Here is a 12,050-nt window from a genome sequence, read left to right as displayed (position 1 = left end):
TCGGTTGTGCCTCGAGCGATCCGCATACTGCTGGGCGCCCTTCTGATGGGCGCTTTTCTGCTTTCAGTCCGGGGATACACCCTCGATACTTCCACGGTGCCGCCCGAAGCATTGCAAACGCAGAAGAGCGTCGAGAGCAATGCGGACGAAGGCGCGCTCGGGTTGTCCGACATAGCCGTGTGGGACTACGAAGCAAGCGACGAAAACGCCGCCGTTGAACAAAACACCGCTTCGGACACGAATCGCAACGGTTGGAATGAAGATGTCCGGCGTTTCTGGAGCGCTTTGAGCGACACCGCGGTGTTGCTGAGCGACGCTTACTTTGTGCTGGCCAATCCGGCGGAGCAGTGCAGGTTCTACACTCGCACCTATGTCCTCCCGGGCGGCCTGCCGCTTTCCCTAATATTTCAGGGGCAGGGGGAAACCGCCTGGAGCCGAGTGTCGAAACAACTGGACGAACTGAAGCGGGATGCGTGTCGCTTCTACGGCATCTTCTCGTATTTGATCACGAAGTACGCCGCATGGTTCTACGGGACACTAATAGTGACCGTCATCGCCCTCATGTGCGCAAGGGTGTACTATGAGCTATACATCGCCACATACGGACACCCTTGGCGTCACCTCGTGCGAACCACAATCGTGCTCTTAATTTCCACGATGCTGATCATGCCCGCGCGGTACACGGTCGGAGCCGTCACGCAGGCCATTCCGGGCCTCGGCGACTCGCACCGCTTCGCGCAGGCCGGCGGCGAGGGCGATCTTCCCACGGCCTTCTGGTTTTCCACCCGCATGCTCGAGGGAGGAATGGATCTGGCGGGACGCATAGCCCACTCTGTGTTTTCCTCCTTCGCGGACTACCCGGAACAAACACCGGCAACCGTCGAAGAGGCATATTACTTCTTCACCGGCCCGGTCATCGCCCTGCGCAAGTTCGAAAAGTACTACCTCATTCCCCAGCTCCTGTCGGAACCGTTCACGGCGTACAAACATGGAGAAATCATGGCGTACGCGAAGCAACTGGATCAGCGCCTCGGCCGGGCTCAGGAGCTGGGGATGGAGATCGATCCGGCGCTTTACGAGGTGCTTCACACCGTCACCGCGGGATTGGTGGAGCTGGAAAGGGAACGCGGGCACGGATTGCGAGAGGAACTGTCCTTTAAGGAAAGGGCTAAGGTGATAGCCTACGAGGCCGGCGGGGGACTGCTCGGAGGCCTTCTCGGCCTGCTCACGGGAAGCCCAATCTTGGGACTAGCCGGCATCACCACCGGAGTCGCAACGGGCAAGGTGAAGGCGCTCAAAAGCATGCACAAGGGTACAGGCACATCTGCCAAGTACTGGCTACTCCGAATATATGCGATCATGAATGCGATCCGCTATTCCGTCGCGGGATACATCTTTGTCGTCGCCGTCGTCATTTTTTTCTGGCTGGCGTGCCTGGTCCTGCTGATGTATGCGGTCTTGTACGGAGTGTTCGGTTACTTTGTTGCTTTCGTCGGCCCGTTCGGTGAAATTGGACTCCGGAGACTTATCGATTTCGGAACCGCCATTGTCGCCCTCTTCATCTCTCCTCTTATCCTGTTGTTCCTTCTGGTCGTCGGCCTGATTGCGCGCGACCTGTACTTCGTCGTGCTCGGCCAGCTTGTGCCTTTGCTCAACTATGTCGGGAAAAGCCTCTTAACCGGCTGGCACGGCGGTCTTCTGTTCGTCAAACTGCTCTTCCTGCTTTTTTACCTTGCGCTGACATTCGCATTGCCCTTTTCCATCATCCTCACGCTGGGATACTACATCCTGCGCGCACACGGACTGGCCCGGCAGGTAGTCGGCTCCGCGGTCGACCTGGGACTGGAACGCATCAAGCAGATCTCCCTGCCGATGGCCCGATAGTCATCCCGCCTATGCCCACATTGACGGGGCTTTCCATCGTTTGGCGGTCGGCTGGCGCCTGTTTACAATTTTAATTGCAATGAAGGTATATATTGTCCCGCTCGAAAAGCGCCGTTGCCCGCAAACTCGAAAGGAGAAACTTCTTCTGGCAATAACCGAAGGGGTGCTGGGTTCCGCGATGCTCGCCCTCCTCAGCGTCGCAATCGCGCTTTTCCTGTTCGGCCCGCGCTTGGATTCCATCGCGATGTGCCTGATCGGCGCACTCCTGCCGTTCGGAGAGGAGGGGGGCTTTCACTACACCGCCCGAGCGATTAGCTCACGGATGGCCGACAGGTTGTATCGCATCAGCAGAATCCCGCCGGCGTATCCCCCTTTGCACCATCCGCTCGTGTGGGGAGGATTGGGGGCCGCGGCCTTCTATACCCGACACCCGTTGCTCGCGGCTTTTACGACCGGTCTCATGATGCACTTCCTCTGGGACCTGCCGTTGCGAGGGGCGCCGATCCCTCTGTTGCGAAACCGCGTTGTGTACGCCGTCCCCGCATGGCGAACATCCGTCAGAACCGAAGGCGCCCTACCCTACCCGGTTTACCTGATCCCGGGCACCCTTGCCCGTCCGAACTTCCCGTACTTCGGTTTCGCCCTAAGAGGAGAGTTCACCTGCCCGCTAGTGGTTCGCCCATTTCCTTTGCGAAACATTCCGCATGCTCTCACCGCTTGGCGCGTGTTGATGCTGATCTCGATCATCGCGTTGTACATAGCCCATGCCCGCGGTTTCCGGTCCGTCGAAAGCTGGCGGGAGCGTTTCGAGCGAGTTTACGCCTGTCCACCCACGCAGGTATTGCAACTGCAATCCAAACCGAAAATGCGCCGCACCCCCCCAGGATTGATGGACATCACCTTTCACACAAAGATCCTCGATTCGCTGGCTCGCATCGCTTCCTTCCAGATTCCCCCAAAGCGCCACTTGTGCTACCTCTCGCACCGCAACCCCATCATCGCGGCTCCGCCCGCATTGTTGTCCGCCGCGCTGAACCATATTCTTCCTCTGCGTCCCCGCCAAAAGGCCATCGCCCACGATTGGGACACTTTCGTGAGCCGGCTACGCCGATTTCGGGTGCGGGTTTTGCTGGAAATGATCGCAAACCTTTTCCTCTTCGGAGCGACTATACTCTTTGTGCTCACACTTCCCTTCATTACCTTTCCCCTGTTCGTCGCCAACAGGTGCCGCCCCGCTCTGCGGTGGGTGATCGATCACATTCTGCAGGCGATCCACTTATGTTGCGATGATCGCGCATTAAGCGCGCTATTGTATGTTGTCACCGCACCCTTTGCGGGCGTGCTCGGCGCCCTGAGGGTAGGCTTGGTGTGGCTGGAAATAATCACATTCCCCCTGGCGGTGGGCGGTCTTCTGGGGATCATTGTGGCGGCCTTCCTGATACAGGCGACATGGGGGATCTTCAAGGCCGTCATGTTGCTCCTGCTATTCGGCAGTTTGTATGTGGCTCTGGGAGGGTGTTTCATCCTAGAAGCCTTTGCTATAGCGGCTCTCATATTGCATATCTACAAGCGCGCTCTTCCTTGACCTGAAGCCCGCCGAGTCAGTATAACCGAACAACACTCCATCTAGGGCCCGGGGCACCTGTGCGCTTTCATCACAAAAAACCGCTCATCAACATCCATGGCCGGTTTTTGGGGGCAACTGGCTTCATAGGTTTGCAACTCTTTGCGGTATCTGGTTCGGTGGTCTTCCCACTTTGCACGACAAACGGGACAATGGTCGGAATCAAACATCCACCTGAAAAAATCTGCCGGCTTCATCTTTCCCTCCTTTTCTGTCCCAGTCTAGCACTACCACCAAGTAAAGATAGCCCCCCTTACGGGAATGCATGTCCTTTAGGGGGATGGGAGGACAATTAAACATGAATCTTTTGAGATAGGCATCAGGGCAGTATTTGCATGAGGACATTCAGGGTTTTGAGTAAAACATGGACACAAGCGGGTTCATTCAGCAGGGCTCCAGAGAGAAGCGCGCGGAGGAGGGTATCCGGTTCGTGGTCGAAGTTCACCGGGGGATCCTGATTTGGATTGAGGGATTTGGGAAATTCCAGAAAACTTTCGGGTTTAAGGACACCAAGGGTGGAGTACAAACCGAACAGAGATCTTCCGGGCGGGTTGAGGGTGCCGACAATTTCAGAGAGGATGTTTCGTTTCCACTCCAGCGTAGCCGATGGAAATTGTTTAAAGAAAGAGACTAAGGCTTCCAGAGCATCATCCGGGCTCAAATCCGCAGGAGCCAAGATTTCACGATAAAAGAGCCAGAAGAGAATCTCCGCACCGGCGTATGAGGAGTTCCAAGGGGGTTCAGACTTGATGGAGAAGACCACATGTCCGAGTTCGTGGATGAGGAGGAGTGGATCGGGGGGCATAAAGCGAAAAGAGACGACGCGAGCATCGGGGAAGGCAATAGCGTCAATGCGTCGGACGAGCTGGTTCAGGTGATCCCGGCGGTCGTACTGTTCGAGATATGAATAGGGGAACCAAGGGGCGACTTGGACATCCAAGGATTGAGCGAAGAAGCGTGGAAAGATTTGACGGAAGTTCTGCGCGAATTGGCGCAATGGAGGGGATTTTAAAAGGTCCAAGACCAGCATGGGGAAAAGATAACACATAGACTCTCAATAAATCAAGCGATCGGTGGCCGAGGTGCATATACTAATTGTGAAAACTCAGCGCAACCCCTCGCAAAGCTCTGACAAACTCACTTTCGTTTGTTTTAGATGGCCGAAGGGAATGATCGATTTGTGTTTCTACTCGTACTGTTGCCTGAATTGCATCTTCGAAAAGGTATTCAAGATCCTTTCGATTCACATGCTCTTTTCGTTGCAGGGCGAACTCCGCGAAGGCCTCGCGGGCGGCGGAGGGGATATGCTTCCAACGGCTGAGATTCGCCCTGTAAACCGCGTAACTCCCGTCCTTCTCCGGTATAGCAACCTGCATGAAAAGCGTTTCCCCTCGCCTGAGAAACCCTATGCGCAATCTTTCGGGATGCCGCGCAAACGGTGAGACCTCTGGAAGGTACCCCCGGCCCCAGAGAAGACCCGTAAGGGCCGCTTTGGCGACGGCCCGTTCAGCCGTGTTTAAGTCTTCCGGAAGCGTTATCTGGAAAACCAGGTGTCGACCATCCGCCGTCCGCCTTGCGACCCGGAAGGACCTCTCATCGGGAGCAACCGGACTCACTTCGGCCCTGCGAAGCATAATCTCTGCCGCCCGCTGCAACTCACTCGCATCGACACCCCGGACCTCGGCCGCGAAACTTCCCCCCTCAAGCTCGATCCTTACATCAAGCCTGTGTTTCCCGGCAAGACGGTCGAGAAAGCCCTCCCGTCCTCTCTTAACCTCAATCTGGAGGGGCGCTCCAGAGTGATGCAACAAAACGGCCTCTCTGTGGCCTCTGAACGCTCCCCAAAAGAGCTCGCTTGCAAGCGCCCAGACTTCATCCGCACGGAGGACGAGGGTCCGCCCTCGCTCATTCGAGAGACAGAAGCGCCGGTTCGGTAAGGTCTTCAGCGCAAACATCTTTGAATCAAAAGTAACAAACTTCGTCCCAAAAGCTGAGTTATTCTATCACAAAGAGAACTTTTTCGTCCCGCTATTATTCATCCACAAAAAACTTTAGGAGGAGGAACGCCGCTTATGCCGTGTCGGGCGGAATTCGGCGATCATCAAATAAAGTGTCTCGCTTCCGATGCGGAAGCGAAACAATGCGCCGAGAGGATCCTCCATGCCTTCGGAGGTATTTTGCCCGTCTCCGAACCGACAAAAGTCATCACGCTCAACGACTTGAAAACGGTTACGGCCAAGTGCCTAAGGGCGCTCGGACGACACTTCGGAGTCCCGAGTGAGGCCGTAATGATTCTCTGGACAGACCCCTCGCGCGAAGACCGAGTGTACCTCAGTTTTGGTTATGACGAGGAGGTGATCGATGCCTTGCGGGAATTAAAACAAAATGGTTTACCCGTAAAGTGTTACATCACCCGCAGGGTGAAATACTGGTATCTCTCCAAAAAGAGCGTCACAGAGAACCCAGAAGCATATCGGGACCTCTTCGAAACAATCGGTTATGTATACAAGCTCGCGGTCTGGTTCGACGGAAACCGCGAGTGCCTCCATGTGCTAAAGCACACTCCTTCCCGCAATTCCTTCGGTTCCCGCTACCTGCTTGCTTCACCCGTGCCAATCGATCCTCTGGAGCTGGATCGCGAAATCCGCCATCTCTGGTCAAGGCTCGGATTCACGGCAGAAAATGTTTACATCTTGGACCAAGACGAATTCGGGAGTCTAAAGGGACACAATCTGAAAAAGATAACACGCCCCATCTGGCTTTCACTTCCTCTCTTTCTCCTGCGCACCTCCCTAAGGGGGCACCAGCCACAATTGCTTTGTTACTCAATACTTGAAAACAGACCGGTATTCTCCTTCTGGCTTCACTCCTACGAATCCCGGCATGTCTTGGCGGGATGGCTGGAAACCGCAAACTTCCTCAAAGGGAGCGCATTTTACGCCGAAAAACCCTCCGCGCAACTCTTTTCCGAAGGAGAAAGAACACTCCCCATCGACGCAAAATGCTTTCGTGCCGTAAAGCGTCTTGCGGAATGCATATTGAAAGAATCCTTGGGCGAAGACCCTCCCTTTTCGGTCAAGGTGGTCTTTGAAGGATTGAACTTCCCTCCGATCGCACACTTCGGAACCGTGCGAGAGAACAACCCGGCTTTAGGGTATACCCTGCCCGTAAAGTCGGTGTTCAGGGGATTCGCCGACTGGTATAGCGAAGACCACTTTATCGTGATAACGGACAACATCGGAATTTCTGCGAAAGCGCGAGCGATCGAAGTCGAGGTTCTTCGGGAAACCATTTTGCATGAACTGGCCCACATCGTGGTGGACGCGCAGGGACGCACACACCCTGTTTTCTCGCACGATTCCCACTTCGAGGCCACACTAGCAACCTTGCGTCAAGGCCGAAAAGCGAGCGAGCTCATGTCCTCCGTCGTTTCCTGAGGAGACTCGAATAGTCCGAACCCGTCAATTTACTCGCCAGCCCCTCGCATCAGGCCGAAAGACCGCCCCGAATCGACTCTTGGGCCTACCACCCCACGGCAAAATTCCGCGGCGGACGCCGCAAAGTGATGAACACCACGAACTCCGAATCGGTGGTAAGGTCCTCCTTCCCCTTGAAGAGCCATCCCAGAATGGGAATGTCCCTGAGAAGCGGCGTACTCCGGTCGTGGCGCTCGAGCCCCTTGCTCCTGAAGCCACCTATGACCAGCGTTTTGCCGAGCTCGGGCACCCGGGTGTGGATGCGCAAAAACTTCCCCGCGAGGTTCGGGGCCCTGAGCACATGACCGTCGCGGTCGATGGTCTGCTCCACGAATCCGGTGATTACCGAGAGCTCTATGCTACCCTCAATGCTGTAGCCGTTCCGCAAGCGGTAGACGCCGAGCACCCCCCGAAATCCCACCTCATCCTCATTGATTTCCGCGGTGGTGGAGGTGGAGGTGTCGGTGGAGGTCTCCCCTATCGTGAAGTAACGCACCAGCTCGTAGTTCGAAAACGGCACCACACTCCCCGTCACCATCCGGTAGTGCCAAGAGTCCACCTTGTGCACCCGACCGTACTCCTCAAGCGCCGAAAGGATGGCCGCCTCCGTCCCGGCGTTGGTTACCAAGGTGAAGCGCCCCTGAAGGTCGGTTGCGGTAAACTCGTTGATGTGGGTCCCGAAAGCGAAAGCGCTTATATTGCCCAGCACAAAAGCCCGCCGCACCACCGCCTGCCAGTCGATGCCGTAGCGCACATTCCGATTGAGGTCGACCCGGTAAAGCTCCACTTCCACAATGAGATCCTCGCGCCGACGGTCGCGTTCCCTGAAGTAAGCCATGATTTCGCGGTATTGCTTGGGAGTAGCCCGGAACATAATGAACCCCTCACCAGAGGGATAGAGAGGCACCCGGAACTTCTCGGTCAGAAGGTCCACCACTTCATCGAAGGTGAGATTCTCTATGGAGTAGGAAGAACTGCGCCCAGATACGGCGTTGACCGAGGCACCGCCTGTGGCGGTTTCTTCGGTCGAGGAGCCGGTTTCCGAACCGGAACCGTGCCCCACCGTGGAAGCCGCGGTAGTGAAGGTGGTTTTCCCTTCGGGAGTTTCCTCCACAAAGACATAAAGTGTGCGGGCCACGCGGACGGTTTTTCCGTCTAGGCTGAAGCACCACACATCCGCAGGGAAGCACACTTTGCGAGCAAGCTCTGAAAGCCGCCGCACTTCTCCGAAAAAGACCACTCCAGGGTTCCCGGCGTCCGGATCGACGGAGACCTCGTAGCCCCGCTCATGCACCAGACGAAGCACCTCCGAGAGCGGCACCCGCCCGGCCACTCTAATGGGAGGATCGAATTCGATGTCGCGCCCCGGAATGTCTCCCCAAGCTGTGCCGCCGATGGCCTCACCCAGAACGGGCATACGCAGGACATTCACCTCTTTGCTGATTACCACGGCGCCGATTCTCCCTGGGAACGCCGCCGTCACGAATACCGCAATGAAAACGAAGGCAACAGACCAAATCCACCGAAAAGAATGTGCGATGCCCATGCACCTCATGGCCATCATCCCCCCGCAAGTGTTTCCAGCGTTGTGTCCATCACGGTCGACGCAAAGGAAGATAACCTTTTTTCCGGGGGCCTCTTTCGTGGGCGTTGATCAAGCGAGCTAATTTACGGAGGAAAAGAAACCATGACGCAAGACAGGGAGGTGTTGCGGTCATGGCCGAGGAACACAAGTCCAAGGTCGCCAAGCTCGTCGCCAAGGCGGATAAGGCTGGAGCGCTAGCCACCGCGGCGCTTACTGCGCTCGGTCCGGCGGTGCAGGGACTTGCCGGTGTTTACATCGTGCCCCCGGACATCGACCAGTACAAGCAGAAGACCGACCAGGCCTTCTATGATCTCTACCAGAACCCCAACTCCGCGGTGGCGAAAGGCGCCCGGCGCATCGATGCGCCTACTGATCCGGGTGGAACGACCCTGCGCAATGTTGTGGATGCGATGCCGACGGATCAGCGTCTGCTGGACGGCTACACCATACCAGATGTGGTGCAAACCACGCTCGACAGCGCCCAAGCGCCCGCCATCGGACAAAGCTGGACCTTCCGCATCGGCAACTACAGCTACCGGGTGTGGGTGGATCAGGTGGGCCGGGTGCACATAAGCGGTCCCGGCGCGCGGAACGACATTGTCCAGCTCACAGGCAACCTCGCGATACCGGCCTCCCGCAGTCGGTGCGTGGCTTCATCCAAGTACGGTTGCGTGCGGTTCAGCCGCGTGGCAAGCGAGGTTTACTACAACCCCTCCACCGGCGTGTTTACCATTGCGCTGGGGGACCAGACCGGAACCCGATCGTGCTCCAAGTACGGATGCTCGCCCATCCGGTGGCAGGCCGTGAGCAATGTGCGCCGGGTGATCAACGACAAAGTGTCGCTCGCCGACGCGGCTCGGGGGCGCCTGAACCGGACGCTCAGCCGTCAGGCTTCGCTGGTGCGAGCCATGGTTTATCCGTCTCACATGAGCACCGGCATAAACACCGGCATCGGTAAGTACGGCTAAACTGGAAAGGCAACCGCGGACCCCGCACGACACCATCCGCTCCCCCTCCCATCCCTCGCCTCCCTCCCTTGAGCGGGAGGGGCTGGGCTATGCGCTCTCCCCTCCCGTTTTTCTTTTGCCCTTTATCGCGGTTTCTATCGATAAGCTTCAACCGAAAATTTATCGATAAGTTTTGTGTTAAAGCTTATCGATGGGAACCTCGAGGGAAGCGAGAAACGAAACGGGATCGGTACGGGCGGCCGCGAGGATGCGGAGAAGGGTGCGGAGGTGGAGGTGATAAGGGCGGTGCAAAGCCCGGTGAATGCCGGAAAGGCTCAAGCCGAGCTGTGAAGCCGTCTCGCGCCATCCGTCGCGGCGGATGTTTTCCTCGAACCAGCGTTGCGCATTGCGCCAGCGTATGCGATAAGGACGGCACACTTCGAGGGGAAGCGAAGGATCCCGGGCGACCGCCACGAAGGATGAGAGGCGCACCGGTATGATCAGTAAAGCCCGGGCTATCACGAAGAGACGCCTCCGGTGCGGAGCCACGAAAAGCGCGGTTACTGTGGAAGGCGAAAACTTCACGCGTCTGGTGTACCGTCCCACGCTACCGTAATGCTCAATCACCAGCGCCCGAAGAGCCGCACCCGCCCGCTCCCACGCAAATTCCGCTTCTGCTCCGTCAACGAAAGCAAATTTCCTCACATTCGCCGTATGCGTCCCTCTTGGCGAATTTATGTCCACCTTTCGGCCGGGATTTGCCTCTCCCTGTTTCTTTACACTTACACCAAATTTCAGAGTTTGAGGACGCCCGCCACGGCGGCCGCGGTCACCATGCGCTCCACATCACCTCCGCCGCGCGCTCGAGCCGCGGAAACAAACCCTCCCTCCCCTTCGCCCTTAAAAGCGTCAGGGGCGATGCGCTCGGCGGTTTCCCGGTCCATCCACCCGGCCTCGAAGTGCTCTCGTACGGTGGTGGCGAAGGACTGCGACATGGGTAAGGTGTCGAGAACACTCTTCACCTGAAGATCATTGCCCTCTCGAATCATGGCCCGCACAGCCTGGTTGGCTACCAGTATTTCCCAGCAAACTCTCTTCCTGCCCTTGCGGTCCACATAAAGAGTCTGGGCAATTACTCCGAGGAAAGTCTGCGCCAAACGGTCCCGCAGGAAAACCGGATTGTCCACCATGGCCGCCATGCGGTTGATGGTGGTGACCGCATCCTGCGTGTGAAGCGTGCCAAAAACGAGATGTCCGGTCTCGGAAGCCTTCAAAGCCAGATCGAGCGACTCCCGATCCCGAATCTCGCCCACCAAGATCACATCAGGATCTTCCCGCAAGGCCGAATGCAACCCTTCGGCGAACCGGGGAAAATCCCGCCCCAGCTCCTTCTGCACGATGAGGGCCCGATCGGACCGAAAACGGTACTCGATGGGATCCTCCAGAGTGATGATGTGCACCTCCCGGGACTCCGCTATGGTGCGAATCAGGGCCGCAAGCGTGGTGGACTTGCCCGAACCCGTGGCGCCCACCACGAGAAAAAACCCCGCCCGGCGGCCCGCTATCCACCGCAGAGCCTTCTCGGTTTTTTCGTTGAACCCGAGATCCGTAATGCGCGGCGGATCTACCGGGAGAACTCGCAATACGATGTGGTAGCCCTCCCCCAGTCTCGCAACATTGACCCTAAACCGAACACCTCCGGTCTCAACGGACACTCCCGTGTGGCCCTTTTCCGCCACACGACGGTCGTGATACTCCCTGAGCTGAAAGGGAAGCATCTTCCAGATCTCACCCTTGATCGCACGGGTTTGTTCCTCCGTGGGCGCAATGCCCTTATCCCACGGCGTAATGCGTCCGTTCAGACGGAATGCGATCGGGTTGCCCGGCGAGATGTGTATGTCCGATCCCCCTTCATGGGCCAGAAAGGAGCGCACAATTTCCTCGAAGAGCCCCATGGCTCACCTCCCGTTTTAAAATTTCTTTGGTCTCTTGCAAAACTTCACTTCCTTTTCACCGAACAAACGAAAAAAGGGGGAGAGGGTTCCTCCCTCTCCCCCTTTCTGGCGCCCCTCTATGCCGTCATCAGCAGAATTAGCTCACCTGAATGCTGGCATCGTTGCAGGAGTCGTAACTTACGGTCTGAGTCACCTTCGGATTGGTCACCGTTACAATAAACCCAGGGGAGCCGTCCGTGCAGGTCTGAGTCTGAATGTCCAAAGTGTTCCCGGGTGAAACCGTCACTTCTTGGTTGGAGGACCCCAGAGTGGCGCTGGCCCCGGAAGTGCCGCCGTCCACATTCACCGCAGCATAGCTCTGGTAAGCAGCGTAATAGGCCTGCTCCGCGGCGATGGCGTTGCGAGCATCCTGTTTCATGCTGGTCAGCACCGCACCTGTATCGCTCCCCCGGAGTTTGGGAATGGCCATGGCCGCAAGCACTCCGATGATGAGCATGACGATAAGCAATTCAATGAGCGTAAATCCTCTGGCTCTGCTTTTGCGCTTGCAAACCCGCTTCTCCATAGCTCACCCCTCCT

The 12,050-nt window shown here is 57.2% G+C and carries 10 protein-coding genes; 4 read left to right on the top strand and 6 right to left on the bottom strand.

Translation table 11 applies throughout. From position 1 onward, the window contains the following. Positions 1–6 precede the first annotated feature (6 nt). Complete coding sequence (locus tag K3767_RS11115) at positions 7–1,884, top strand: hypothetical protein (protein WP_221173664.1); 1,878 nt, start codon at positions 7–9, stop codon at positions 1,882–1,884. A gap of 40 nt (positions 1,885–1,924) precedes the next feature. Then, positions 1,925–3,469, top strand: a complete 1,545-nt coding sequence (locus K3767_RS11110) for a hypothetical protein (protein ID WP_221173663.1) — start codon at positions 1,925–1,927, stop codon at positions 3,467–3,469. A 358-nt stretch (positions 3,470–3,827) separates the two neighbouring features. On the opposite strand, the gene K3767_RS11105 is transcribed toward K3767_RS11110, so the two are convergent. Beyond that, positions 3,828–4,538, bottom strand: coding sequence for a hypothetical protein (locus K3767_RS11105; protein ID WP_221173662.1), 711 nt, complete (start codon positions 4,536–4,538; stop codon positions 3,828–3,830). A 61-nt stretch (positions 4,539–4,599) separates the two neighbouring features. Beyond that, positions 4,600–5,319 carry a hypothetical protein gene (locus K3767_RS11100; RefSeq protein WP_221173661.1) on the bottom strand — a complete coding sequence of 240 codons (720 nt, stop codon included), beginning with the start codon at positions 5,317–5,319 and terminating at the stop codon, positions 4,600–4,602. A gap of 261 nt (positions 5,320–5,580) precedes the next feature. Between K3767_RS11100 and K3767_RS11095 the strand changes: the two genes are divergently transcribed. Further along, the gene (locus K3767_RS11095) at positions 5,581–6,945 is read left to right on the top strand and encodes a hypothetical protein (protein WP_221173660.1); all 1,365 of its coding nucleotides are present in this window, start codon (positions 5,581–5,583) and stop codon (positions 6,943–6,945) included. Between the two features lie 85 nt (positions 6,946–7,030). Here K3767_RS11095 and K3767_RS11090 read toward each other — a convergent pair whose 3' ends face one another. Next, positions 7,031–8,434 carry a hypothetical protein gene (locus K3767_RS11090; RefSeq protein WP_221173659.1) on the bottom strand — a complete coding sequence of 468 codons (1,404 nt, stop codon included), beginning with the start codon at positions 8,432–8,434 and terminating at the stop codon, positions 7,031–7,033. A 266-nt stretch (positions 8,435–8,700) separates the two neighbouring features. On the opposite strand from K3767_RS11090, the gene K3767_RS11085 reads away from it, so the two are divergent. Then, positions 8,701–9,537 carry a hypothetical protein gene (locus K3767_RS11085; RefSeq protein ID WP_221173658.1) on the top strand — a complete coding sequence of 279 codons (837 nt, stop codon included), beginning with the start codon at positions 8,701–8,703 and terminating at the stop codon, positions 9,535–9,537. Between the two features lie 177 nt (positions 9,538–9,714). On the opposite strand, the gene K3767_RS11080 is transcribed toward K3767_RS11085, so the two are convergent. From K3767_RS11080 to K3767_RS12210, 3 genes are all read right to left on the bottom strand, one after another. Then, positions 9,715–10,221, bottom strand: a complete 507-nt coding sequence (locus K3767_RS11080; RefSeq protein WP_221173657.1) for a hypothetical protein — start codon at positions 10,219–10,221, stop codon at positions 9,715–9,717. Positions 10,222–10,310: 89 nt separating this feature from the next. Then, positions 10,311–11,471 (bottom strand): type IV pilus twitching motility protein PilT, encoded by a 1,161-nt coding sequence (locus K3767_RS11075; protein WP_221173656.1) that lies wholly within the window; start codon positions 11,469–11,471, stop codon positions 10,311–10,313. 136 nt (positions 11,472–11,607) lie between these two features. Beyond that, the gene (locus tag K3767_RS12210; RefSeq protein ID WP_221173655.1) at positions 11,608–12,036 is read right to left on the bottom strand and encodes a type II secretion system protein; all 429 of its coding nucleotides are present in this window, start codon (positions 12,034–12,036) and stop codon (positions 11,608–11,610) included. Between the last annotated feature and the right edge of the window lie 14 nt (positions 12,037–12,050).

The sequence above is a fragment of the Thermosulfurimonas sp. F29 genome (assembly GCF_019688735.1).
Lineage (GTDB): Bacteria > Desulfobacterota > Thermodesulfobacteria > Thermodesulfobacteriales > Thermodesulfobacteriaceae > Thermosulfurimonas_A.
The sequence above is the reverse complement of the archived record's forward strand: the minus strand, read 5'-3'. Positions and strand labels throughout refer to the sequence as shown.